This window comes from Aquirufa ecclesiirivi (assembly GCF_011250515.1).
Taxonomy (GTDB): domain Bacteria; phylum Bacteroidota; class Bacteroidia; order Cytophagales; family Spirosomataceae; genus Aquirufa; species Aquirufa ecclesiirivi.
Genome location: NZ_JAANOP010000002.1, coordinates 299,170 through 325,369 on the forward strand (window position 1 = coordinate 299,170; position 26,200 = coordinate 325,369).

Sequence of the window (26,200 nt, forward strand, 5' to 3'; positions counted from 1 at the left end):
TAATAGAATTAAATAAATACCTAAATCAAGCTACAAAAATGCTACTTTTTTCAGGAAATTCAAAGGTTTAATTGCTCAAAAGCAGAGATTTGCCATATAAAATTTGGCAAAAGATGAACTATAAAGAGGCTCTTGAAATAAGACAGAAAGGATTTTCAATGTGTACTTTTGAATTTGTTTTAATGATTTCCGCTGCTGTTCTTCCCAATTGAGCAAAATCAGTGGACATGGTACTGATACCTTTAAACAACAACCTTTTTAATGGTGTTTCATTATAGGAAATTAAACCAACATCTTCACCAAGAATTAATTCCTTCTCCAATACCTTTTCCAATAACATAATTAAGTCGTCTTCCATCACGTTGATGTAGGCTTCACCCACAGCGGGTGTTATGGCACTAGCCGATGATACTATTTCCATATCAAAGGCGAAATCTCGGCAAAAATTAGTAAAACCAGTAACAATTTCTTGAGGATAATACGATGTATTGGGGAAAATCATTTTCAAAACATGGTATTTACTTAAATCATCTTTTGCTTGAATTAAAGCGGAGTAAATATCTTTTTCAAAATTTTCATACACGGCCCCAAAATTTCCTTGAATACCTGGTATTAATTTATCCAATAAAATCAATTTCTCTTTGGGTAATTGATTAATCAATTCTTTGGCACTTTGCTCTCCTTCCATAAAATGAGGAATAATCACAATATGAGAATAATCACGATCTCTTGATTGAATAATCTTTTTAAATAAGTTGAAATCGTTATTGTAGATATAGAAATCTATTGTGGCATTTTCACCCATGGCTTCCACAAAGGAATCATATACCAGTTTCTTGTGTCCGCTTAACTTATTGAACAACAAGAATATACGAAAATCTACTGGTAGCTTATCTATTTTAATAAAAAAACCTTTTCCTCTGACAGAATCAATTACTCCTTTGGATTTCAAATAGTTATAACCCTTCTCTACCGTTATGCGAGAGATATAGTATTCAAAACTAACTTCATTAATTGATGGTAAACTTTCCCCCTTTTTAATCCGCTTATTGCGAATACCTTCTATGATGGAATTAGCAAGCTGCTGGTATTTAGGAGTAGATGAAAACTCATCGATATGGATAACATCAAGAATATTAGAATGACTCATTTATAAAGAATTACCGATACCTACAATGATAACTGAGACCAAAATTACAACAATTCCTGCCATAACTGTCCTTAATGTTTGTTTTGAAACACCTTTCCATTCTTTGAAATACAGACCCCAGAAATTCGATGTTAAAATAATGGTAGCCATGTGTAAAATCCAAGAACTTGCCCCATTGCCCAATTTACTTTCACCCATTCCATAAAAGAAAAATTGAAGAAACCAGGTAGTACCTGCTACAGCTGCAAACGTATAATTTCTGCGTAATGGAGAATTGGTATTTAAGTAATCGCCAAATGACTTATTGCTGTAATTTAAATACATGCACCAAATGAAATTGGTAGTAAATCCTCCCCAAAGTACTACGATGAAAATGACATTATTTTGAAATAAAGGATCACAACCTTTAACAATAGCCTCATTGGCCATCAATTTACCTGCTTCTATCCCAAAATTAAAACAAGCACTTAATAAGCCTGAAATGGTAGCGACAATTAAGCCTTTGACTAAATTGAACTCTTTGATACTTTCTTTTTTCTGTTCATCGGATAATTCATTTTCCTTCATCATACCTGCTTTTCCGCACAGATAAATACCGAAAATACACACCACTATTCCCAACAATACCAGTCTACCTCCCGTGCTACCAGCAATTTGAGAAAAGGTAATCCCTTCCATACCTGAAAACTCACGGTAAATTGGTGGCACTAAGGCTCCAAAAATGCTGCATAAACTCAAGGCAATGGACATTCCCAATGACATTCCCAAATAACGCATGGCTAAACCAAAGGTTAAACCACCTATTCCCCATAATACACCAAAGGCATAAGTCCAGAATAATGTACTTGAATTAGCTTGTTGAATAATTTGCATGAAATCAGGGATGGTCAAATAGGCCGCCACAAAAGGTACCAATATCCATGAAAACACACCCCCTACAATCCAAGCACTTTCCCAAGACCAAACTTCAATCTTTCTGTAAGGAATATAAAAACTACCTGAAGCGAAGCCTCCCAAACTGTGAAACAACAAACCTAATAATGAACCCATTTGATCTAATTATTATTAATTTAAAATTCTTTTCTTCTAAAGCCAAAGGTGAAACAATTCTAATCTCTGATCTTTTATATAAGCGCTATGTTTAACCATTTAATCAATCAAATCAGGAGTATTACCTCAAATTTAGCTTGCTAATGTAACAGAAGTATTGATAAAAACAATTCAAGGCAGGCTAATGAAAGTACTATTTATTATTAAATTAAGCCTATGAAAAGCAAAATACCCCATCTTTCAGCCTTAGGTTTATTGATATTTCTCTTGGGCAGTTCTTTTTTAACTATACCATCCAATGAAGATTGGCCATCCTATTTAGGTGGATCAGACCGTAACCATTATTCCACATTAAGTCAGATTACCTTAGAAAATGTGAAACAATTGAAAGTAGCCTGGAGCTATGCTAGTGGTGATTCTGGTCAAATTCAAGCTAATCCGATCATCATTAATGGAGTTTTATATGGTGTTAATGCCTCCGTTCAAGCCTTTGCTTTAAATGCCGCCACCGGAAAAGAAATTTGGCGATTTGGAGATCCATTAAAAAATTGGGCCAGTACAAGTCGGGGCGTTTCTTATTGGAGCCATGAACATGAAGCTAGAATTTTATACACAGCAGGGCCCAATTTATGGGCATTAGATGCTAAAACCGGAAAACCCATACCATCGTTTGGACAAGGTGGCAAAATAGATTTACACACAGGATTACCTAAAATTGCCCAAAACAAATTTCTACTTTCCAATACTCCCGGCACCATCTATCAGGATTTAATCATCATGCCCTTACGACTTTCTGAAGGAGAAGATGCGGCGCCAGGTGATATTCGGGCATTTGATGTTAGGACAGGTAAATTAGTTTGGACGTTCCACACCATTCCTTACCCAGGTGAATATGGATATGACAGTTTCCCTAAAGATGCCTATAAAAACACCTATGTGGGTGCAGCCAACAATTGGGCAGGAATGGCGGTCGATGAAAAAAGAGGCATACTTTTCGTTCCTACTGGCTCAGCTGGATATGATTTTTGGGGAGGAAATAGACCCGGAAGTAACCTATTTGCCAATTGTTTGATAGCCTTGGATGCAAAAACAGGAAAGCGTCTGTGGCATTTTCAAACTACTCACCACGATTTATGGGATCGGGATTTACCAGCACCTCCCAATTTAATCCGAGTAAAAAATCAAGGAAAATACGTTGATGCTGTGGCGCAAATTACGAAGCAAGGTTTTGTGTTTCTATTCGATCGAACTACAGGAAAAGCACTTTTTCCCATCTTGGAAAAGAAAGTATCAACACGAGGATTAGCGGGGGAGAAACCTTGGCCTAGCCAACCATATCCCAGTAAACCAGCACCCTATGCTCGACAGTCATTTGAAATCAGCCATCTAGATGTAAGTCCATTCGCCGAAAACAAAGAAGAATTAAGTCAACAGCTGAAAAAATTCAAAAAGGACTTTTATGCTCCTCCCAGTGAAGTAGGTACACTGATATTTCCAGGTTTTGATGGTGGAGGAGAATGGGGAGGCTCCGCAGCTGATCCTGAAAAAGGAATAATCTATGTAAACAGCAATGAAATGGCTTGGGTTCAAAAAATGGAGAATCAAGCGGAAAAGGAAAAACTAAAAATAAGTAACGCTAAAAGACTTTACCAAAACTATTGCCAAAACTGCCATGGGGCTGAATTACAAGGGAATTCTTTAAGTGGTTATCCTTCTTTAGTGGATATTTTTAAAAGAAGAGATAAAGTATTCGTCAAGCAAATCATCCAACAAGGAAAAGGAATGATGCCTGGATTTACTCAATTAAAAATTAATGAGATCGAATCCATTTTGTCGTTTTTAGGTAACGAAGATAAACAAGAAATAAGTAGTCAAAATACAATAGCAAAGGCTAAAATACCCTTTCGAATGGCTGGCTACAATAAATTCTTAGATGCACAAGGTAGGCCTGGAATTAAACCACCTTGGGGTACTTTAAATGCCATCGATATGAATTCGGGAGAATATTTATGGAAAATACCTTTAGGAGAGGATCTAGAATTAGCCAAAAAAGGAATCAAAAATACGGGGATTGAAAATTATGGCGGTCCATTGATTACAGCCAATGGAATACTTTTCATAGCAGCCACCAAAGACGGAAAATTCAGAGCTTTTGAAACAAAAACGGGTAAACTAATTTGGGAAACCTATTTACCAGCAGCTGGATTTGCCACGCCTTCTACTTATATGGCTGGAGGTAAGCAATATATCGTCATAGCTTGTGGAGGCACCAAATTAGGTACCCCAAAAAACAATCAATATATAGCTTTTGCTTTACCTTAATTTAAAGTAATTCAACTTATAAGTATCTGTTCAAAAAGTCATTTCGCCATTGTCCTTTTGGATCCAAGCGTTTGGCTAAGGCTTGAAAATCTTTGAATTTGGGGTATCTAGATTGCAATTTTTGTGGACTCATGGTAAATAATTTCCCCCAGTGAGGTTTCACCTCAAAAGGATCTAATGCTGCTTCAATTAGTGGTAATACATTCATCACATTTTTGGAATCAGGTTTCCAAGTAAAGTGAATGGCAATCATATCTTGTTGATATGCAGGACTTAACCATAATTCATCTGCTGCAATACTTCTAATTTCGCTAACAAATAAATAGGGTAAAAAAATGGAATGAATCGCTTCAATGGCCATGATGGCTTGAAAGGCGTATTTTCTAGGCACAAAGTATTCTGATTGTAACTCAGCCCCATTACTAGGTGTAAAACCCATTTTAAAGTGCGGCAATCGTTCGTACCAAGGGCCCGCAACTCCCATTTGGTCAGTACAATTAATAGGAGAATTAATTTTAATTGGATGCAAATGAGTGGTCGCAGCTGTTGCTCCAAAATAGCGATTTACAGGATGAATATTTTTTGCATCTGATCGTTTTTTAATCCACAATTGATTGATATTCTTATTCTCCCAATGCGTAAACATACTGACCGAATATCCTTCTTGATAAACTTCATCAAAATGGTCTTTCAATTGATTCATCGATAAATTTTCAAAGACAAACTGACTTACCTCAAATTTGGGTTGAATAGCTAAAGCCATTTTGGTAACAATACCTAAAGCACCAATATTGACAACGATGCCATTAAATTCAGGATGGCCTTGCTCCCAACGTTCCAAGGTTCCATCGGCTTTCATGATTTCAAGCCCGCGTACTGCCGAAGATAAATTACCATTTTTATCACCTGAACCATGAGTGGCTGTTGCACATGCCCCGGCCACTGAAATATGTGGTAAGGAGGCTAAATTATGTAATGCAAAACCTGCTTGATCTAATAATAAACCAAGCGTTCCATACTTGATACCTGCTTCCACCCAAACCCACATCTTTTGACGATCAATCGAAATCAATTTGTCCAATTTGGAGGTAGAAATCAGTGTATCATTTGTATTAGCAATGGTATTAAACGAATGTTTGGAGCCTAATGCCTTGGGTTGTTTAGCTGCTAATACTTCCTTTCTTAATTCTTCAATGCTTGTAGGGCGTACTATCTTTTTAGCAGAATAAGTCAAATTCCCCGCCCAATTGGTTTCTGAAATAGAAGGAATATGAAATTGACTTGCCATAAATAGAAAACTAGAATGCCTGATAAATTCTTGACGGTTCATGTTATTGTTTTTTGTTCAATAATTTCAAATTACAATAAAATAAATATCGATAAAGATCTTTTGTCAACAAAAAAAAACAATACCCCGTTTACAAGGTATTGCTTTTTAATTGGGGTGGACCAGCATGGGCTCGAACCATGGACCCCCTGATTATGAGTCAGATGCTCTAACCAACTGAGCTACAAGTCCGCATTGAATTGCTTCAACGAGCTGCAAAATTAAATAATCAAGAGCTTTTTAACTAATTTCCTTTATAAATTTATAATTTAAGGTTCAATCTGGATGGCTAAACTCCAAGTTTAACAATGAAAACAAAAACCTTTATCAGCGATTTATCCAAGAAAATATATCCAATTTCTGAATTAGTTAATGGAAGCAATATCCAAGAGGGTATCTTACAGTTAATTCAAAAGGACTATCCCAATTTTTCAAATGAAAGTAATTTAGCCTTAACTGAATTAAACATTTTTAGACAAATCTATTTATCGGACTTCCTCAAAAAAGAAACGGGTGACTTAACAGCCTTGGAACAAATAGTTTTGAAAAATGAAGCTGACCACCGTCTAATTACCCAAGCGGTGGATATGGAGGACTTTGGGGAATTGACATTAGGGCAAAAAATTGCCGATAAAGTTGCATCCTTTGGAGGAAGTTGGCGTTTTATCATTTCCTTCTTCGTATTTTTAGCCTTGTGGATATTGGCCAATGTCTATTTGTTTTTAAACCAAGGCTTTGACCCCTATCCGTTCATTCTTTTAAATCTAATTTTATCCTGCATTGCATCCTTACAAGCTCCAGTGATTATGATGAGCCAAAATAGACAGGAAGAAAGAGACCGAGAAAGATCCAAAAAGGATTATTTAATTAATTTGAAGTCTGAATTGGAAATCAGATTATTAAACGAAAAAATAGATCATTTAATGACCCATCAGCAGCAAGAATTACTTGAAATACAAAATATCCAAGTTGAAATGTTAAATGAAATAACCAATTTGGTAAAAGATAAGAAAGTCCGCTAAACTATGTACCCAACTAAAATTATCAATGACCCTATTTATGGATTTATTAAAATTAATAATCCGTTCATATTAAAACTCATTGATCACCCTTATTTTCAGCGTTTAAAACGTATCAAACAACTAGGTTTAGCCGAATTTGTGTATCCAGGTGCCCATCATACCCGTTTCCACCATGCCTTGGGAGCCATGCATTTGATGGACCAAGCTTTAAATAATTTGCAAGCTAAAGGATACTCCATATCAGAGGAGGAAAGAGAAGCTGCTGAAATCGCTATTTTATTACATGATATAGGCCATGGTCCATTTTCGCATGTGCTAGAATATACCTTATTGGAAAATGTTCATCACGAGGCTATTTCCCAATTATTAATGGCGACCTTAAACAAACATTTTGAAGGTAAATTAGATCTTGCCATCCAAATGTTTTCAGACAAATACCATCGTCCATTTTTTCATCAACTGATTTCAAGTCAATTGGATGTAGATCGATTAGATTATCTAAGTAGAGATTCTTTTTACACAGGAGTAAGGGAAGGATTCATCGGATCAGAAAGGCTATTGTCCATGCTGGATTTAGTGAATGAGAAGCTTGTTTTGGAAGAAAAGGGCATTTATTCCATTGAAAATTTCTTGATGGCTCGAAGACTCATGTATTGGCAAGTATATTTACACAAAACTGCGATTGCTGCTGAAAGCATGTTAATCCAGATATTAAGAAGAGCAAAATATTTAATTAATTCCGGTATACAATTAGAATGTTCAACACCCCTATTTACCTTTTTAAGTAAAGTATATACTTGGGAAGAATTTTCTACTAGAGAATCTCTTTTGGTAGCATTTACTGATTTGGATGACCACGACGTTTGGGCTGCCATAAAAAGCTGGAAATCAGCTGAAGATGTCATCTTAAAAAACCTATGCCAGCAATTTTTAACGAGGAAACTATTCACTTGTAAATTAGGGAGTCAACCTATTCCAAGAACGAAAAAACAAGAAATAGAACAAATGATTCAAAAAAGCTTAGGTATAAGTGCCGAAGAAGTGGGATATTTTGTGGTGGATGGCTCAACGAGTAATGCAGCCTACATTCAGGGAGACAATACCATCAAAATGGTCGATAAACAAGGTCATGTGGTCGAGTTACTCGAAGCTTCTGACTTACCAACCATCCAAGCATTAAGTAAGATTGTAAAAAAATACTATTTTTGTTGCCCAAAGAGCGTATATTTGCAAGGCGAATTACGTTAATTGAATACCTAATTCATTACCCGAAAATCAATTCATCCCTGCATGAAATTTACTGTTGATCAAATTGCCGGACTAATTCATGGAACAGTAGATGGGAATGGAGCTGATATTATATCCGATTTCAGCAAAATAGAAGAAGGGAAAAATGGAACTATCTCATTTTTAGCAAATCCAAAATACGAAGCTTTTTTGTATGATTCTAAGGCTACAGCCATTATCATCTCCGAAGGTCAAGTACTTAAAAAGAAACCTTTAGCTACATTAATTCGCGTAGCTGATCCCTATTTATCATTCACTATTTTATTACAAAAATATCAGGAAATGATAGCCTCCAATGAAACGGGAATCCAACAACCCTCTTTCATTGATCCAAGCGCTAAATTAGGCGCTAACTTATACATTGGAACGTTTTCCAGTATTAATCGTCATGCCAAAATTGGTTCAGGTACCCGAATCATGAATAACGTAAGTATTGGTACTAATGTTGAAATTGGTGAAAATTGCGTCATTTTCCCCGGTGTTACCATCTATTCAGATACTAAAATTGGAAATCATTGCATCATTCATGCAAATGCTGTAATTGGGTCAGACGGCTTTGGATTTGCTCCTCAGCCCGACGGTACATTTACCAGTATTCCTCAATTAGGGAATGTCGTAATTGAAGACCATGTAAGTATAGGAGCCAATACCACCATTGATCGAGCAACCATCGGTTCAACCAAGATTGGTCAAGGTTCCAAAATAGATAATTTAGTACAAATTGCCCATAACGTAGAAATTGGCCAAAATACGGTCATAGCTGCACAAGTCGGCATCTCTGGTTCAACAAAAATCGGTAATCAATGTTTAATCGGAGGACAAGTTGGTGTAGCAGGACACATCAGTATTGCACACAACACAATCGTTACAGCACAATCAGGAGTTACCAAAACCGTTAAGACTTCTGGTCAAACACTTGGAGGCACTCCAGCTTCACCTAATGTAGATTATTTAAAAAGAAATGCACTTATTCGTCAATTACCCGACTTGTTTGAAAAAATAAATCAAACGATGAAAGTTGAGTAAAATGACATTAGATTCGTATGAACAATAAGCAACACACCATTAGTAAATCTGTCACTCTAAGTGGAGTGGGTCTCCATACTGGCGTTACAGCCACGATGACTTTTTTACCAGCACCAGCCAATCACGGTATTAAGTTTCAGCGTACCGATTTACCTGATCAACCTATTGCAGACGCCGATGTGGATTATGTGGTAGATACGTCAAGAGGTACTACCATTGAGCATAACGGAGCACGTGTCAACACGGTTGAACATGTTTTGGCAGCCATGGTGGGTATGGAAATTGACAATATTCTGATACAATTAGATGGGCCTGAACCTCCCATCATGGATGGAAGTTCGATCAAATTTGTGGAAGCCTTAGAAGAAGCTATTCCATTGGAACAAGAAGCTCATCGTAAATTCTTTGAACTACCCGAAGAAATTCGTTTTAAGGATTTAGACAAAGGCATAGAATTAGCAGCTCTTCCTTTAAATGATTACCGAATAGCGGTGATGGTGGATTATAATTCTAAATTCCTTTCAAGCCAACATGCTAATTTAACCCACGTTTCTCAATTTAAAGAGCAATTTGCCATGTGCAGAACTTTCTGTTTTGTGCATGAATTAGAAGTACTTTATAAAGCAGGTTTAATACAAGGTGGTGATTTAAGTAATGCCATCGTCATTGCCGATCGAGACTATTCAGAAAAAGAATTATCTCATTTGTCCGAAGTATTGGGCAAACCTAAGGTCAGCATATCCAAAGAAGTAGGTATTCTAAACAATACCAACCTTCACTACAATAATGAAATGGCTCGTCATAAATTATTGGATGTTATGGGTGATTTAGCCTTGGTAGGTAGACCTATCAAAGCACAAATTCTTGCCTCAAGACCAGGACATGCTTCCAATGTAGAGCTAGCCAAAAAGATCAAGAAGTTAATGCTCGAAACAGAGAAAAACAAAGTACCTGTTTACGATCCCAAACAACCTCCTATTTGTTCTCACGAACGCATTTACGAATTATTACCTCACCGCTATCCATTCCAAATGATTGATAAAATCACTTATTTGGATGAAAACAGTGTGGTGGGTATCAAAAATGTAACCATGAATGAAAGCTATTTCATGGGACATTTTCCAAATAATCCCGTTATGCCAGGCGTCATGCAAGTAGAAGCAATGGCACAAACTGGTGGCATTTTAGTGTTAAGTTCTGTTCTAGATCCAGAAAACTATTGGCCCTATTTAGTAGGCATTGAAAATTGTCGATTCAGAAGAAGCGTAATTCCTGGAGATACTGTTATCTTTCGTTGCGAATTAATTTCTCCAATTAGAAGAGGAATTGCTAAAATGACAGGAAAGGCTTATGTGGCTGGACAAGTTGTTTGTGAGGCAGAGATGACCGCTAGTTTAGTTAGAAAATCATAATTGTACCTATGACATATCCGCTTACACATATAGATCCATCCGCAAAAATTGGCCAAAATGTGACAATTGATCCATTTACCATGATTCACGGAGATGTGGAAATCGGTGATGGAACATGGATTGGATCCAATGTAACTATTTTCCCAGGTGCTCGCATCGGTAAAAATGTACGTATTTTTCCTGGAGCAGTAATTGCTGCTATTCCACAAGATCTAAAATTTGGAGGCGAAAAAACAACAGCTGAAATTGGTGATAACACAACCATCCGTGAATGTGTCACCATCAATCGAGGTACAGTAGATAAAGATCGTACTGTGGTAGGTAAAAATTGTTTAATCATGGCTTATGTGCATATCGCTCATGATTGCCAAATAGCTGATCATTGTATTTTGGCCAATGCTGTTCAAATGGCAGGTCATGTCACGGTAGGTGAATATGCTATAATTGGTGGTTCTACAGCTATTCATCAATTCGCCAGTATCGGTAAACATGTGATGATTTCAGGGGGCTCACTCGTTCGTAAAGATGTTCCTCCTTATACCAAATCAGGAAGAGAACCTCTTACTTATGCAGGCATCAATTCAGTAGGTTTACGCAGAAGAAATTTTTCAGATGTTCAGATTGCTGATATACAAGAAATCTATCGATATGTTTATCAAAAAGGCCTGAACATACAAACTGCCTTAAGTGAAATCGAAGAACAAATAAGCCCATCTTTAGAAAGAGATGAGATACTTTCCTTTATTCGTAGCTCCGAACGCGGAATCATGAAAGGATAACAACTCAATTCATGAAAATTCTTGCAGCACATGTTGAGAAAAAATTCCGTCAAGAATGGGTCGTTCGCTCCTTTTCCTATGAATTTAAATCTGGCCAATCCTATGCCTTAACAGGACCCAATGGATCCGGAAAGTCAACCTTACTGCGTATATTAGCCCAATACTCTCTACCTACTAAAGGTAATGTTAACTTCCTTCTAGAAGACCATTCGAGTATAGATTCAGATCAATGTCATTCCTTAGTGGCTTATGCAGCTCCGTATGTTGAATTAATTGAGGAATTTACGTTAGTAGAATTATTGAGCTTCCTGATTCAATTAAAGGCATTACCTGCCCAACTTAGCCTAGAATCCTTTCAAAAATATATTGAATTACAACCTGACAAAAATAAATTCATAAAGAATTATTCGTCAGGCATGCGACAAAAAATCAAGTTGGGAATTGCACTATTAGCCAATAAGCCATTTTTGTTTTTCGACGAACCCACGACCAATTTAGATGAAAAAGCTAAAAACTGGTTTTATCAGAAAATCAAGGAACAAAATAACAGCTTGATCATTATAGCTTCAAATGAAGCTTCTGAGATTAATTTATGTCAACATCGAATATCGATCCTAGACTTTAAATAAATTCCCTTTCAATCGAAATAAAAGTAGTCCAACTACCACAAGATTGAATCCTAGAAAATAAGCCACATCAGCTAATCCTAAAACGCCTTTGGATATATTTCGATAGTGGAAATTTAGGCTATATAAGTCAACATCTAGACTCGCAAAATAGGGAATTAAAGCCAACTCTTGTGGTCCTTGCCAAAATATAAAATTGAATGCTACTCCTAGTACAAAAGCCAATGCTTGCTTATTCGTTAAAGAAGAAGCCAAGGCACTTAAACACACAAAGGCCAAGCCCAATAAACATATTGAAATATAGCCCCCTAGAATCAATGTTGAATCATAATTACCAACTGGACTTCCTAAATTACTCAAAGAGTAAACAAAAAAGAGCGTGGGAACGAGTGAAGTAAGCACTACGGCAAATGTCCCTATAATCTTTCCTAGAAGTATATCCCAATCTGATAAAGGTAGAGACCGTAGCAAATCATATGTTTTCAAAGCATATTCCTCCGAAAACAAACGCATGCTCAATGCTGGAATAAAGAACAAGAAAAACCAAGGAGCTAATTCAAAAAAAACACTCAATTCAGCAAAACCAAAGTCCAATACATTTCCTTCAAATACCCAGGTATATAAACCCGTAAGCATGTAAAATGCTAACATGAGACCTAGGCCAATAAATGAACTGAAAAAGGACTGGTATTCTTTTTGAACTATTGCCCACATATCATTTACTCAAAAAATGGTTTTTCTTTCTTTAAAACAGCAGAAACAATTAAGCCCAATAAAAATAAGAATAATGTAGACATCAGCACGATTAGGACAAATTGAACACCTGGACCCATCATCATGGAAGACACTTTCATGGCTTCTGAAATTTGACTTTCACTTAATCCCTGCTCCTCCATTTTTTCACGAGCAATATCCATTTGCTTCTGAAGGACAGTCGTATCTATAAAATTCAAATAGATATAATTGTAAGCTCCAGCAGCTAAACCCCATATAGCTCCTAGCAAACTAGAAACACCTAGACCTTGGCTATATCCCAAATATCCACCGTTTTGCTCGCGGAACTCTTTCAAGGTCAGAAATAAAACAGAAACATTAATGACTAAAGTAGCCAAAAATGTTATCCAGCCTAATGACTCAGAAAATTGATCTTCTAATCCAGTATATTTGGTTAATAAGGTATATAAAAAACTTAAGGTCGCTCCTATTAGGCCCCATTTCAGAGCTAGAAGAGATGATGAAGGAGTGGTTTCGGTTTGATTTTCCATAGATTTAAGAACGTTTATAATATAATGAAATAAGTAGATTGGGTAAAAACGATAAGGCTATTTTTTGAAAAAAGTCATCTTTGGCAATACTAAAGGCATTAATTTGGGATATACTATTTTTCAATTCCAAAAAATAAGCTTGTCCTTCTTGTTGAACGATAACCTTTTGATATTGAGCTAGTTCACCTAAGCTTAATCGAATATATTCATTTAATATATCTAAACCAGCACTTGATTGAAAAAACCAATGAAAAAAAGTAAATGTTAATATACCGACTATAATTACAAAGACATATTGATACACAAACAAATGCAGAAAATGCACGGAATGAGTCGTATTTTGTTTTAAGGTCCTTTGCACCAAAAACCACTGAAATAATAAGACAATCACATAACTAGGAGCCTTTTTGCCACCAATAGGAATAATGCCATTTTGATGTAATACATAACAATACACCAAAATCAAGCCCAATACAAGAAAAGCAGATATGACCAACTCTGGCAAGCGTTTGAGGCCTAAGAACATATTAAAATGAGGTATAAATTGAACCATTTAATACCCCAACTATCTGATGATCAAAAGTATGATTCAAAAATGCGGAGTTTTTCGATTTGCTTACTATCATGGAAGGTTGATATTCAACTTGCTTTTCAGCGACCAAAATACCCTTAGCCATTTGCCCCTCAACCAATGTCGAAGCATCTATACCCAGTAATTTAGCTGGACCCTGGTGCAACCAAGTATCAACAGATGAAATATTTCTATGCTTAGCAGCTTGTAAAAGAGCAGGTAACAAGGTTTCCAAACCAATGATACCGAAACTTGCTTGATCAAATTCAATCTCTTTTAATTCGACTTCAACAGGATGATGATCAGATACAATAGCATCTACCGTTCCATCTTGTAATCCTTCCCAAAGTGCATCTTGATCCTCTTTTGTTCTAAATGGAGGATTAACCTTTTTATTCGTATCAAAATCGAATAAATCTTCCTCCGTAAATATCAATTGATGGATGGCTACATCAGCTGAAACTGCTAGACCTTCTAGCTTTGCCTGCCTAATTAATTCTACAGATTCTTTACTGGATAAACAGGAAAAATGTAGCCTAAAACCTTCACTCCCATTTCCAAAACTATTGGTTTGAACATACCTCAATAAGTCCAAATCGCGCTTGATAGACAAGGTTTCCGCTAAAACAGGAATACCTTTTAAACCCATTAAGGTACTTTGTAATCCTTCATGAATTTGTCCATAAAGAGATAGTCCATCGGTATTGGGTCTGCTAACCAAGGTAACAGGCAAGGTCTGAAGATACTGCAAGCATTTTACCATTAGATCCGTATTCTGTAAAGAACCTGAACCATGGCTAAACCAACGAGCACCCGCATAATACAAATCGTATAAATCTGTAAAATTATCCCCTACATTATCTAAGGTCAGCGGAGCTATGGGGAAAAAATTAACTTCAGTTGATTGATTGGCAATAAATTGAATGGCTTCGGCTTGCTGAGGTACAGGATTACCTGTAGGCAAAAGCGCTAAATCCAAAACTCCACCTCGCAATGCGGCGGATTTCAAGGAATTCCAATCTTCTTTAAATTCTCCTCCAGGTAAAGTATGATGTACACGTAAATCTATGACAGAAGGATGCCAACTCAGATTTTCACCATCTACCAGTGTATCAGCAGGACTCGAGATTGTTGGTGCTATTTCCTTCCAAAATCCATTTTCAGCCAATAAATCAACTTTCTGTTGATAATAGGCTGAAGAACTATCTAAAATTAAAACGGACTTAAATAAAATGCGCATGGCTTTTGGTATAAAAAAAAACCCTGAAAATCAGGGTTTTAAAATCAATGTGCAACGAATGATTTATAGGTGGCTACATCCATTAATTCGGATAAATCACCAACATTACTTGGTTTTAATTTCACAATCCAACCTTCACCATATGGATCTGAGTTGATTAATTCTGGGCTATTATTTAAAGCGGTATTAAATTCGATTACTTCTCCTGCAACAGGTAAAAACAAATCAGAAACTGTTTTCACAGCCTCAACAGTTCCAAATACAGCATCTTTAGCAATATTCTTACCAACTGTTTCCACTTCAACAAAAACGATATCTCCCAACTCACTTTGTGCAAAATCTGTAATTCCTACGATAGCCACATCGCCATCTAATCGAATCCACTCGTGTTCTTGGGTATATTTTAATTGTTCTGGAAAATTCATATCTGTATATTTAATTTGTTACGCAAAGGTCATTAAAGTTATCATTTTTTGCAAATCGAATTTACATCCTTTTTGCTATTCAGATAAACTATATCGTATCTGGAATCCTCCTGCCACCGTAGAACGGTAGAACGAGTTTGAAACCAATGGATTATTCATCATCTTATCGAAGTAAGCCGTGACGGATAATTTATTATTGATGGAATATGTTATCTGAGGTCTAAATTGGAAATTGATAAATCCTTGGGTTACAATGGTCTCTGCATCCAATTTTCTTTGTAAAGTACGGGTATCTCGAATGGTTAAATTCATATTAAACCTCAAATCATTCGGTAAGCGAACAAAAGCTCCATTGATTTTAAATGGTATCAACATATTGGCTCGGGTAAACCCTATGGAAACGGTAAAGTCTTTGTTGGACAATTCCGCTACCTGAGAATTCGACAAATTCAACCCGACATTACGATCTTGGTTATATTCCAAACGCAAAGAAACTCGACTTTTAGTGATGGCATTAAAACCAATAAGGGGCGAGAATCTTTCTGAAAAAGAGATTGTACTCATCACATATACCGGAATTAGTGTATTCGTTTTAGGGTCAAAACGGGAAGATAATGGATACAATAAGCTATTTAGCGTTAGGTTAACATAGTCATTTTCGAATTGACCATATTCCAAAGAAGAAATAAAATTACCCACATTATAGGTGCTAGAATACATGTGCGTAATGGTAAATGAACTAAATTTCTTTTTCAACCAAGGCATTAAATTTATACCGTTATAATCCACTTTCCAGTTAGGTAAAGGAATATCATAAAAAGGCGAATACTTAACGGTTTGTGCTGAAACTCCAGAATATGCCGCAAAAAAGGACGGAATCAATACATCTTGAGAATTAATATTATAACTGCCATCCGCCGCCTTGGCTCTATTTAGACGTGCCAATAACACTTCACGGTTACTTCTAAATTCATCAAAAACCAATTGAGGGTCTTTGAAAGCAGTTAAAAAGGATAAAAAGGACATGGAATAATTACCCGAACGCAATGGATTTTGACTTACAAACTTACCTCCTACTGCGGTAGGTCTAAAAAACTCTTGATAATTATCTCCTCTGTTATAATTTCCTTCCAATTGAATTCGTAAATCTTTATTGGGTTCCAATTGAGTGATATAACTAAATTTAGTATTTCGCAATTGAGTAAATGGTACATTTTGAACCGTACTCTTGGTTAACCAGCCCTCCTGAGCCGCTTTGAAACGAATGGCATCGTCTTGACCACCTGTGACAAAATCCAAACCAGGTGCCGAGGTATTACCATTCAATCCAAAAAGTCCTGGTTGCTGTAAAAAACCGGGTAATGTCGTGGATTCATTGACTGAATAATTCACCTGAATACCCCTAAGCGTTAAAAATAAACGAGCGAAGCTTTTTAAGAGCGATTTACTTGGAATGGCAATTTCCTCCTCATCACCAGGGTTTCTAGCCACATTTTTTCCGGTTGCTGCTGGTGTATTAGCCCAACGCAATGCTCGAATTCGATTGTATAAAGACACGAAATCGACTTTACCACTAATCGCTCTTTCCCTCGTATTTTTAATAATATTTCCAAAAGGCAAATCCAAGGAATCACGAATATTGAATGAATTGGCATAGTAATTATAACCAATACGGTGTGTATAATCAGCATTCATCCAATCTGTCAACGGAAGCTTTTGTAGAGGTAATCGCCAAACAATACCAGCCTGCTGATCAAAGTTCTTCGCTCTTCCGAATGACTTAATGTTGTTCATCACCGAATCTCTTTTGGCTTGAGTATCAATATCTCCGAAGGGTTCATCTATGATGGCATTAACCGTCGTGTTATAATTAAAAATTACACTTTTAGTCAAATTCCAATTCAAGGCGTATTGTCGGTTAAAGAACCAATACTTTTCAAATTGAGGTGCAACACCATTGATATTTAATTCTTGATTTCTTAATTGAGTTTTAATGAAACTACGGTCCATTTCTGCCCGAACGGTAAAGGAACTTGGCTTCCAATTGAAATTAAAATCTTTGATAATATCCAACCATGAAGAACTCGTATTCCATTTATTAAATGGCTCCCAAAATGCACTATTGGTGGTGAATGAGTACAAGATACTAGCTCGTTGGCTGTACTGATTATATGATTGAATCATCGTACTCGTTCTTAACATCTCCGAATAAGCATAAGAGAAAGTGAAATTTGAAAAATCCCACAAATAGGCTCGTTTAGATAAATTACTTTTAACTTTTCGCACATTGGTAAAGTTAAAACCTCGACGCTCTGTATTGTCTTCCACCAATTTAGCATAACCCGGACCTTTTGTTTCTAAAGCATTAGATAAAAATATATCTGGATCTAAAGGATCAAATTGAGGCGAGATATTGCGTTTATCATAGGTTATAAAGAATGGAATTCGGAAACCCCAATTGGCAGGTAAGAACTTCTCTAAATTTAAATTAGCGGTAATTCCATATTCGATGTAATTCTCTCGAGAACGGTCAGATATTTTTGATTGAACTCCTCCAAATCCATAATTCTTGAAACTTCCATTCATCATAATGGTCCCTAAATCAGCTAATTTTAAGCCCAACTTTCCCACTGCTGCTTCTCCAGAGGTTTGATCAAAATCAGAAGCTCTCAATTCATTCACCCAAATACAGAAACTTTTAGGGCCATCCGTACTGATATTTCGCATACCAATCATCATAGTCATACTAGCACTTTGATCTGGTCGACCCATTACAGTCACTAGATATTGTTTTCCTGATGAACTAGTCATAAGAATAGAGAAACGTTCATTCAACGTTTTCCCTTGCTTATCTCGCTCCATTTTGGCCCGTTTTAGCAAGTCAAACTCAATATCAAACTCATTTTCCATGGGCCAAATTTCCAAATCCAAACTTTGACCTTTTTGAGTTTGAGTTAATCCCACCGATTGAACTTCATAGTAGTTGTCCGTCAAATCTGTACCAATTCTTATAAATGCAGCAACTTTACCATTGATTTGTTCTTGACTCTGCATGGATACAAACATGCGCAGTCGTTTATAATTGATGAAGTCAAAACTGGTATTTTTAAATACCGCACGAGCATCACCTGGACGTAAATTGTCCACACATAAACTCATCGATTGCTCATTTAAACGAGCATTATTTATAGTTGTGATATCTTGATCTCGTACAAAACCTGGTGGAACTACGTAGGGAATCGTATTAGTTCCTTTAGAAGCAGGACCATTTTCCTCAATATTCACAGAGGAAACTTTGAACTTAGCATCATATGGTTCAGGAAGATCCACTCCATTTTTCTTGTCCAAATCACCTAAAAACTTACGGTATGAATAGCCTGAAAGCTGTAGTTGAGCAAAACGCAATACCACTGGTTCTTGGAATTGAGTCAACAACATGCGGAAAAAACGAATGGATTTAAAACTGTTCATTCCGCCCACTGCCGTAGGTTTATCTTTGATTGGAATACGGAATAAATACCAATCAACCCCATTTTCAGTCACTCGATCCACTATATAGCCTTTACCTACCTCCAACTGACCTGGTTTTAAATCCACTTCATATTTAAAATACGATTCTACTTCGTTCACCGTATTATCAGTATTTAAATCTTCCCGATCTGGAACCATGCTATTGGCTTCCGTAAAATTGACATTACTAGGATTAGCTGTTGTAGGAGAGTTATTTTCAAGCCCCATAAAGTTCTTATAACGCTCAATTAAACTTTCTGTACCGTTAAACTTCTCATTCAAATAATAATCAAAATCGTCTCCTGCTGGATCTTTAACTAATTTAGTAAGAGCTGTTTGATCCGTAACTTTAGTTCTTACTTGATTTAAATACTCTTTAAAATAAGTTTCCTCTGAAACACTGGTCCCTTCAGAAACCTGATTGGATAATCCATCCAATCCAACATCTTGCGTAGACCTTCCAGCTTGATTATCAAATGCATTAATAACAAATTGTCTTTTAGGTGCTATACCCCATTGAGTTACCTCGACATTCTGTGAAGGTCCTGTGGTTATTTTTTCACCTGCTGGAATTCCATTTTCAAAGTTGGAGAATCCATCCGGAATAAAGTCTTCTGAAATATCTCCCAAATGAAAAACTAATTTACCTCCTGTTTCATTATTCTTGTTAATAATTCCATCACGTACCTTTCCTTGTTCACCAGCCACAAATGGATTCATTAACCAAAATTCAATTTGCTCTACGTTTGCATTATCGAAATCTGTATCTGAATTGATAGCTCGCGTAATGGCACCAAAATTATTCTTTGGATCTCCAGCCAATAATCCTTTGCTTGTCAAGTCTGTATTGAAATTATAAATTCCTCGCTCTTGAGGAAAATAAGCAACATCTAGCACCCCTAGCGGTAAATTGGTGATATTATTAGCAAAGTCTTTATTGGGAAATAATCCCTTGGGAGTTACGACCCTTTCATAGGCATAGGCATTGACTTTATTAGGATCTATACCCGGAACATCTAAACCAAAGCCTCCTTGACCATAAATACTAGCATCTACATTGTAAGCAGAAATCTTAGCACGTTTAAAATTTGAAGTTAAATCTCTGGGATTACCTGCAATAAACTCCTTAGGTGTTGAAGCAGGTTTCCAAAGTGTCGGTTGAGAAGAAAAATTATATACCACACGTGCTGCCTCAAAATCATCAATAAAAGCATTTCCTTGAACGCGATCATTGACATTAGGAATTAATTTGGCTACCTCTCCTTGAAAATCAATGACCGATGCCTCTTTTGTCGATACAATCGGCAAAGCATCCAAAGCTCGGGTAAGCGCCATTGATTTACGAAATAAACTGGCATCAAATCCAATCAGCGTATTATTAACGGGCTCATTACCGATAGCCACTCGACGAAAAAACGCTGGTGGACTTTCACTCATATTTTGAAAAGTCGCTCCTAAGTGAAAATCAGAACCTAAATTATAATCCAATCGAGTACCCAATAAGGTACGTACTTGATTAGAAAACAAATCAGGCTTCTCGTAACAAATCTTCAACTCTCTACCCGATGAAAAGATGCTTTCATTGATGATTTTCAACCTTCCAGACATCCCTTCTACAATGAAATCTGTACCTGAGGTAAGTAATTGCCCACCAGCAGAAACTGTAACTGATTTCGCTTCCACCCCAAATGGCAACATGATATCACTGCCCATGCCTGACTGGAATGAACCTTTTAGAAAGAACTTGTTTTTTCCAGCTAATTGTAAAGCATCCGACTGCGTTTTTCGGTATAACTCATCAAAAACGTATTTACTTTCTAAATTAGATTCCGTTGGACCAAAATTGGATTTTAAATTTCTTCCAAAAGGTTCTAAAACAGGAAAAATGATACGCCCATTTTTGGCATCAATGGTCAATTCCTCCACAAAGTCAAAATTACCATCAGGTTGTGGGTCTCCCGCAAAGTTCAACTTGTCCAATCCCAATACTTTCACCAAAGGAATATCTTTCAATTTTTCTCCCTCAATCAAATTGGAATTATCGATACCTGTGGCATCATCCTTATAAACAATGCGTAATTGAAAATTTTGCTTAGCTAAACCATTGGTATTCAATGAATAAATATTCTTCATCATCAAATCCCACATGGGATGATACAAATTATTACGGATCGTGGACGACTTTAACATTTTCAACACCAACACCTCATCATCTCTGCGAGCTTGATAATCCTCAGTCAACTCGCCAACTTTATATTTTCTCCCATTCAAGGTGTATTCATAGGCCACAGCCAAAACTTCATCGTTTCTCAAAGGAGAAACCAAGGATAAATAACCTAGGGTTGGATGAAATTTAAATTCTCTTTCATTTAAACGCTTGGCACCTTTCAACATATCAAAATCAGTCCCTCTTTGTAAATTATAGGCCGACTCCAAACGATAAGAAGCTTGATCCGATTTTCTGATTTCAGCGTCATTGACCAACTTATCATACAAACCATTGTTTTTGTTGTCAACAGGTTGATTGGGAATGATGGGGCTTAGAGTAGGATTATTGGCGCTATATGGAGTAGATTCCCCTAAATCTGAGAGAGAAATCAAATTACGTAAAGTCTCGGTACTTTGAGTTCGGTTGGTAACATATACTTCTACACGGGTAATGGCAATACCAGAGGAAAGCATTGGCACATTTTTTAATGCTTGTTCGTATTGATTTCTAAAATAGCTCGACAAGAAAAAATGTCGATTCTCATCATACTGATCTGCTCTTATTTCAAAGGATTTACCTTGTGCACCTCCTTTTAAGGTAATGCAATCTTGTTTGGAACGTTGTTGAGCTGCCACCACAGTCACATCCAAATTACCGAACCTCATCAAGGTCTTTAAACCAAATAAATTTTGGACTCCAGGAATTAATTGAGAATTTAATGTCCAGGAGGTATTGCCCAATTCAATATTTTGTAAAATATCTTCTTCTTGGGTCTTCCAATTTAATTTTAGTTGATTTTGAAAGTTAAAACTAGCTTTAGTATCAAAATTGGTATTCAAATTTAGCTTTTCGCCAATTTTACCTTGAAAGTTAATTTGTGCTTGCTCGTTGAAAAATAAATTTCCTACATACCGTAATTGGACTGGAATCGCAGGATTATCAACAAACTGGCCCATATAACCTATATCCAATAATAAACTACCATTGGGTTTAAAATAGACTTCATTTCCGCCAAATATTCGATCGATTGCTGGTGGTAATTCTATCTTAGGAAAAAGTCCACGAGATTGCAAGGAGCTACTTCCATCTAAACTTTTCGAATAAGCATTCCAAAAACTTCGGTTGACTTGTCGGTCCTGTTCTCTAGCATATTCTTGAAAGGAAAATGGACGAACAGGCTGAACAGATATATTTCCTAATTCTTGGGATTGAACTAATTGATTTTGATCTTGAAATGAAAAGGCAGACTTAGCACCTTTGATGGAGTAGATGGAAAAAGGAGACTTCGACTGATTTTGGAATAGACTAAAAGGATTGGTTGACTTGAGAGAAAATCTTGGCCTTTTCCCACTTTTTTCTAAGGTAGTATCCTCTGTAATGGACGTGTTCTTATGAACATGAGCACCCTTTGCAACCTTAGTAAGAAGCAAAAAAGCGAACAAAGTAATCAGAACACGAGATGCAATTTGTTTATGCACAATGATACGGGAAACAATTTTAAACCAATTTAACGAAGAGCCAACTTAATTAATTGCTCAATTGAAGCATCTGGATTACTTTTTAGTAAACTATCCAAACTTTTCTCAGCAACACCCCTAGCAATTCCCAAAGTAACAAGTGCTGCTAAAGCTTCTTGTTTTACCCCATATGTATGATCGTGAGAAGCTAAACCTGCCTCAACAAACAAGGCATCCTTTTTGCATTTGTCTTTCAATTCCAAAATAACACGCTGCGCCGTTTTAGAACCAATACCTTTAATCGATTGAATCAAACCAATATTTTCATTCATAATGGCAGCTCGAATTTCTCCAGAGGAAAAAGAAGATAACATCACCAGTGCAGTGCTTAAACCAATACCTGAAACACTGATTAAATCTAAAAACAAAAACTTTTCATCCATACTATGAAAACCAACCAAGGTATGGGAATCTTCTTTTATCTGTAAATGAGTGAAAAGTTTAATGGATTCATTCCCATTTGCCAAATTGTCATAGGTTTGAAGTGAAATTTTAACCTCATACCCGACTCCGTTCACATCGATGATAACATGAGTACGGTCTTTATGAGCTAGTTTACCTTGCAAATATGCAATCATCTTTAGGATATTCTAAGACGCATCCCTGGTCGTAATACCACAGAACGCAATCGATTTAATTTTTTGATTTTAGCTACTGTCAAACCGTCATGCTTTTCAGCTATATCGGATAAAGTATCTCCAGAACGAACTAAATAGTACTTAACTTTTTTCTTTTTAGAGACTAATTGCTTACTCGTTAATTTAATGCTTGAAGTATCCGCTACTTTAGCCACAGAATTTACTGGAAACCATTGCTTTTCCAAAACAAACAAATTTTGACCTTTTTTCAAGCGATTTCTCCTTAAACGGTTAATCCTTTTTAATTCAAAAACGGATATTTCAAACTTGCGGGCTACTTCATAAATCGTTTCTCCTTTTTTAACCTTATAGCGTACCTTAACCATACGCATTTTCATACTTGCACTGGTATCTGTTGCAAATACAGGTTGTATGGAAATTGATGCTAGTCCAGCAGAATCCAAGATTTGTTTTCGATTTACTTGGAAAAAGTCAGATCTATTTTTAGGGATTTTTAATACAAATGACTTAGAATCTTTAGGCAAATAATGGGTCAATACATGTGGATTTAGCTTTTTCAAGGTATCCATGGATATCTTGGCTAAAGAAGCAAAAACGCTCAAATTCAAATAACCACTAATTTGTAAGGTATCAGATGGAACATGACTAGCCCAAGTTTCCGGATGTATGGCATGGTCCCAATGATAATTCATCATGTAGGCCATCGCTATAAACTGAGGCACATAGGCTCGGGTTTGTTTAGGCAAACAGGGATAAATACCCCAAAAATCATCAGAACCTTTGCAATTTCGAATGGCGCGTTTCACATTTCCTGGCCCCGTATTATACGCAGCCAAAGCTAAATGCCAATCGCCAAAAATGCGATACAATTGACGTAAATACTTACTTGCTGCTTCCGTAGCTCGTTCAGGATCAAATCGTTCATCAATGTATGAATCTACTCGAAGTCCAAAATCACCACGAGCAGTATAAGGCATAAATTGCCACAATCCACCAGCACCTTTATTAGATAAGGCTTTAGGATCAAGGCCCGATTCTATTAAGGATAAATATTTTAGTTCGTCAGGAAGGTTGTATTGATTTAAATATTTCTCATAAATAGGAAAATACAAATCACGCTTTTCCAACATGCGCTGAGTAAAGTCAGACTTCCTAAAAGCAAAGTATTCAACAAACTGATGCACATAGAAATTATAAGGCAGCGGAATTTGATTCTTCATCTGCTTCAAACGTCCTTCAATCAAAGCCGGATCAATCATCCAAGCTGTCGGGGAACCTTGTTCATATTGAGCTAAAGAATCAATGACACGCTCATCTAGAATAGGTTTGAATGAATTCCATACTTGAGCCTTCCCTATTGTGCTAACAATAAGGAGTAAAAAGAATACAATATGTAAGCTCTTCTTATTCAATGTATTAAACTAATTCTTTGGCTAAATTCAGCATGGCTTCTTCTTGAAAAACATCTGCCATAATTTGAAATCCCATAGGCATTGATTGTGTGTCCTCACCCATAGGAATGGAAATAGCAGGTAAACCTGCCACATTGGCCTGAACGGTAAATAAATCTCCTAAATACATTTGGAGTGGATCTAGTGTTTTCTCTCCCAAACGGTAAGCAGTAGCAGATGTTGTCGGAGAAACTAAAAAATCGTTTTCCACTAATAAACCTTGCGTAAATTCTTTGATCAATCGACGAACCTTTTGTGCCTTTGTATAATAAGCATCATAATAATCGGCACTTAAGACAAACGTTCCCAGCATGATTCTTCGCTTGACTTCTTCTCCAAATGCCTCATCACGTGTCTTTTTATACATGTCCAACAAATCTTTGGTAGCAACAGATGTCCTATGACCAAATTTTACACCATCAAATCGAGATAAATTAGAACTAGCTTCTGCCGTTGTAAGGATATAATAAGTAGGCAATAAAGCATCTACAAAAGGAAAATCTACCGGAATAATCTCATAACCTTTTGTTTTCAATTGTTCTAATCTCTCAAAAAAGGCAATTTTTATATCAGCTTGTAGACTTGGATGTTCAGCCATTTCTTTGATATAAGCGATTCGTTTACCAGTACTTGGCTTTTTATCCGAAAACTCGGACATAGAAATAACAGTGCTATCTTGCCCATCAGCCCCTGCAATATATTTCAACACTAAAGCTAGGTCATCAACATGGCGAGCCATTGGTCCAATCGTGTCAAATGAAGAAGCATAAGCAATTAATCCCCAACGAGAAACACGACCGTAAGTAGGTTTCAAACCCATAACACCACAAAAGGCAGCCGGCATACGAATAGATCCGCCAGTGTCCGTTCCTAAAGAAATATGGCACATGTTGGCTTGGACAGCAACAGCAGAACCACCTGAACTTCCACCAGCAACGTGAGCTGTATTTTTGAAATTCAAAACAGGACCAAAAGCTGAGTTTTCATTGGTAGAGCCCATACCAAACTCATCACAATTTTGTCTACCAATGACAATGGCATCGTGATCTAGTAGTCGCTGAACTGCAGTTGCAGAAAAAGTAGACTTAAAAGAATGTAAAATTTTACTTCCGGCATAAGAATGATGATCTTCAAAACAAAGTAAGTCTTTGATTCCAATGACCAAGCCGGCTAATTCACCTGCCGTTCCAGCTTGAAACTTAAGATCAATTTGCTCCGCTTTTTCTAATGCCTCTGAAGCATAAACTTCTAAAAAGGCATTCAGCTTGGAATTATGTGCCTCTATTTGAGACAAATAATACTTTACGATGTCCACACAGGTCAGTTGACCTTGGTCCAACAATTTCCTTAAATCACTGTATTTTAACTGGGATATATTCATCCAAATGGGGTATTCAATAAAACACAAAAGC

At 36.6% G+C, this 26,200-nt stretch carries 19 protein-coding genes and 1 tRNA gene; 7 read left to right on the forward strand and 13 right to left on the reverse strand.

Annotation, left to right across the window (positions count from 1 at the left end; translation table 11 throughout):
* Positions 1-118: 118 nt before the first annotated feature.
* The gene (locus G9H65_RS04630; RefSeq protein ID WP_166374167.1) at positions 119-1,150 is read right to left on the reverse strand and encodes a GntR family transcriptional regulator; all 1,032 of its coding nucleotides are present in this window, start codon (positions 1,148-1,150) and stop codon (positions 119-121) included.
* Entirely contained in the window at positions 1,151-2,200 is a 1,050-nt protein-coding gene (gene rhaT, locus G9H65_RS04635; RefSeq protein ID WP_166374168.1) for an L-rhamnose/proton symporter RhaT, read from the reverse strand. It abuts the gene before it with no gap.
* Between the two features lie 216 nt (positions 2,201-2,416).
* Between rhaT and G9H65_RS04640 the strand changes: the two genes are divergently transcribed.
* The gene (locus tag G9H65_RS04640) at positions 2,417-4,522 is read left to right on the forward strand and encodes an outer membrane protein assembly factor BamB family protein (protein WP_166374169.1); all 2,106 of its coding nucleotides are present in this window, start codon (positions 2,417-2,419) and stop codon (positions 4,520-4,522) included.
* Positions 4,523-4,538: 16 nt separating this feature from the next.
* Here the strand turns inward: G9H65_RS04640 and G9H65_RS04645 are convergent, their stop codons facing one another.
* A complete protein-coding gene (locus G9H65_RS04645; protein WP_166374170.1) occupies positions 4,539-5,852 on the reverse strand; it encodes an FAD-binding protein in 1,314 nt (437 codons plus the stop codon).
* Between the two features lie 115 nt (positions 5,853-5,967).
* Positions 5,968-6,041, reverse strand: a tRNA-Ile gene (locus tag G9H65_RS04650).
* Between the two features lie 116 nt (positions 6,042-6,157).
* Here G9H65_RS04650 and G9H65_RS04655 point away from each other — a divergent pair.
* The 6 genes from G9H65_RS04655 to G9H65_RS04680 are packed head-to-tail and all read left to right on the forward strand — an operon-like array spanning position 6,158 to position 12,004.
* Entirely contained in the window at positions 6,158-6,871 is a 714-nt protein-coding gene (locus G9H65_RS04655) for a DUF1003 domain-containing protein (protein ID WP_166374171.1), read from the forward strand.
* 3 nt (positions 6,872-6,874) lie between these two features.
* Positions 6,875-8,119: an HD domain-containing protein gene (locus tag G9H65_RS04660; RefSeq protein ID WP_166374172.1), complete on the forward strand. Its 1,245-nt coding sequence runs from the start codon at positions 6,875-6,877 to the stop codon at positions 8,117-8,119.
* 42 nt (positions 8,120-8,161) lie between these two features.
* A complete protein-coding gene (gene lpxD / locus G9H65_RS04665) occupies positions 8,162-9,184 on the forward strand; it encodes a UDP-3-O-(3-hydroxymyristoyl)glucosamine N-acyltransferase (RefSeq protein WP_166374173.1) in 1,023 nt (340 codons plus the stop codon).
* Positions 9,185-9,201: 17 nt separating this feature from the next.
* Positions 9,202-10,596, forward strand: coding sequence for a bifunctional UDP-3-O-[3-hydroxymyristoyl] N-acetylglucosamine deacetylase/3-hydroxyacyl-ACP dehydratase (locus G9H65_RS04670; protein WP_166374174.1), 1,395 nt, complete (start codon positions 9,202-9,204; stop codon positions 10,594-10,596).
* Between the two features lie 8 nt (positions 10,597-10,604).
* On the forward strand, positions 10,605-11,375 hold the full coding sequence (lpxA, locus tag G9H65_RS04675) for an acyl-ACP--UDP-N-acetylglucosamine O-acyltransferase (RefSeq protein ID WP_166374175.1): 771 nt from the start codon (positions 10,605-10,607) through the stop codon (positions 11,373-11,375).
* An 11-nt stretch (positions 11,376-11,386) separates the two neighbouring features.
* Complete coding sequence (locus tag G9H65_RS04680) at positions 11,387-12,004, forward strand: ABC transporter ATP-binding protein (RefSeq protein WP_166374176.1); 618 nt, start codon at positions 11,387-11,389, stop codon at positions 12,002-12,004.
* Here the strand turns inward: G9H65_RS04680 and G9H65_RS04685 are convergent.
* The 9 genes from G9H65_RS04685 to gatA form a co-directional block, all read right to left on the reverse strand.
* Positions 11,990-12,715: an ABC transporter permease gene (locus G9H65_RS04685; protein WP_166374177.1), complete on the reverse strand. Its 726-nt coding sequence runs from the start codon at positions 12,713-12,715 to the stop codon at positions 11,990-11,992. The two genes, G9H65_RS04680 and G9H65_RS04685, sit on opposite strands and share 15 nt — an antisense overlap.
* Before the next feature lie 5 nt (positions 12,716-12,720).
* The gene (locus G9H65_RS04690) at positions 12,721-13,266 is read right to left on the reverse strand and encodes a DUF4199 domain-containing protein (RefSeq protein WP_166374178.1); all 546 of its coding nucleotides are present in this window, start codon (positions 13,264-13,266) and stop codon (positions 12,721-12,723) included.
* A gap of 4 nt (positions 13,267-13,270) precedes the next feature.
* Positions 13,271-13,792 (reverse strand): hypothetical protein, encoded by a 522-nt coding sequence (locus G9H65_RS04695; protein WP_166374179.1) that lies wholly within the window; start codon positions 13,790-13,792, stop codon positions 13,271-13,273.
* A gap of 1 nt (position 13,793) precedes the next feature.
* Positions 13,794-15,077 carry a dihydroorotase gene (locus tag G9H65_RS04700; RefSeq protein ID WP_166374180.1) on the reverse strand — a complete coding sequence of 428 codons (1,284 nt, stop codon included), beginning with the start codon at positions 15,075-15,077 and terminating at the stop codon, positions 13,794-13,796.
* A 44-nt stretch (positions 15,078-15,121) separates the two neighbouring features.
* Positions 15,122-15,502 carry a glycine cleavage system protein GcvH gene (gene gcvH / locus G9H65_RS04705; protein ID WP_166374181.1) on the reverse strand — a complete coding sequence of 127 codons (381 nt, stop codon included), beginning with the start codon at positions 15,500-15,502 and terminating at the stop codon, positions 15,122-15,124.
* Positions 15,503-15,577: 75 nt separating this feature from the next.
* A complete protein-coding gene (sov, locus tag G9H65_RS04710; RefSeq protein WP_166374182.1) occupies positions 15,578-22,699 on the reverse strand; it encodes a T9SS outer membrane translocon Sov/SprA in 7,122 nt (2,373 codons plus the stop codon).
* A gap of 29 nt (positions 22,700-22,728) precedes the next feature.
* Positions 22,729-23,316, reverse strand: coding sequence for a Holliday junction branch migration protein RuvA (gene ruvA, locus G9H65_RS04715; RefSeq protein WP_166374183.1), 588 nt, complete (start codon positions 23,314-23,316; stop codon positions 22,729-22,731).
* Between the two features lie 2 nt (positions 23,317-23,318).
* Positions 23,319-24,749 carry a lytic transglycosylase domain-containing protein gene (locus G9H65_RS04720; protein WP_166374184.1) on the reverse strand — a complete coding sequence of 477 codons (1,431 nt, stop codon included), beginning with the start codon at positions 24,747-24,749 and terminating at the stop codon, positions 23,319-23,321.
* Between the two features lie 4 nt (positions 24,750-24,753).
* On the reverse strand, positions 24,754-26,169 hold the full coding sequence (gene gatA / locus G9H65_RS04725; protein ID WP_166374185.1) for an Asp-tRNA(Asn)/Glu-tRNA(Gln) amidotransferase subunit GatA: 1,416 nt from the start codon (positions 26,167-26,169) through the stop codon (positions 24,754-24,756).
* Positions 26,170-26,200: the final 31 nt, after the last annotated feature.

Bases quoted from the DNA above. Each gene is read 5' to 3' on its own strand.
- G9H65_RS04680 (WP_166374176.1), top strand. From the start codon at position 11,387: ATGAAAATTCTTGCAGCACATGTTGAGAAAAAATTCCGTCAAGAATGG.
- G9H65_RS04640 (WP_166374169.1), top strand. From the start codon at position 2,417: ATGAAAAGCAAAATACCCCATCTTTCAGCCTTAGGTTTATTGATATTT.
- G9H65_RS04695 (WP_166374179.1), bottom strand. From the start codon at position 13,792: ATGTTCTTAGGCCTCAAACGCTTGCCAGAGTTGGTCATATCTGCTTTT.
- gcvH (WP_166374181.1), bottom strand. From the start codon at position 15,502: ATGAATTTTCCAGAACAATTAAAATATACCCAAGAACACGAGTGGATT.
- G9H65_RS04685 (WP_166374177.1), bottom strand. From the start codon at position 12,715: ATGTGGGCAATAGTTCAAAAAGAATACCAGTCCTTTTTCAGTTCATTT.
- rhaT (WP_166374168.1), bottom strand. From the start codon at position 2,200: ATGGGTTCATTATTAGGTTTGTTGTTTCACAGTTTGGGAGGCTTCGCT.
- G9H65_RS04670 (WP_166374174.1), top strand. From the start codon at position 9,202: ATGAACAATAAGCAACACACCATTAGTAAATCTGTCACTCTAAGTGGA.
- G9H65_RS04630 (WP_166374167.1), bottom strand. From the start codon at position 1,150: ATGAGTCATTCTAATATTCTTGATGTTATCCATATCGATGAGTTTTCA.
- G9H65_RS04700 (WP_166374180.1), bottom strand. From the start codon at position 15,077: ATGCGCATTTTATTTAAGTCCGTTTTAATTTTAGATAGTTCTTCAGCC.
- lpxD (WP_166374173.1), top strand. From the start codon at position 8,162: ATGAAATTTACTGTTGATCAAATTGCCGGACTAATTCATGGAACAGTA.
- lpxA (WP_166374175.1), top strand. From the start codon at position 10,605: ATGACATATCCGCTTACACATATAGATCCATCCGCAAAAATTGGCCAA.
- ruvA (WP_166374183.1), bottom strand. From the start codon at position 23,316: ATGATTGCATATTTGCAAGGTAAACTAGCTCATAAAGACCGTACTCAT.
- G9H65_RS04645 (WP_166374170.1), bottom strand. From the start codon at position 5,852: ATGAACCGTCAAGAATTTATCAGGCATTCTAGTTTTCTATTTATGGCA.
- G9H65_RS04660 (WP_166374172.1), top strand. From the start codon at position 6,875: ATGTACCCAACTAAAATTATCAATGACCCTATTTATGGATTTATTAAA.
- G9H65_RS04655 (WP_166374171.1), top strand. From the start codon at position 6,158: ATGAAAACAAAAACCTTTATCAGCGATTTATCCAAGAAAATATATCCA.
- gatA (WP_166374185.1), bottom strand. From the start codon at position 26,169: ATGAATATATCCCAGTTAAAATACAGTGATTTAAGGAAATTGTTGGAC.
- G9H65_RS04690 (WP_166374178.1), bottom strand. From the start codon at position 13,266: ATGGAAAATCAAACCGAAACCACTCCTTCATCATCTCTTCTAGCTCTG.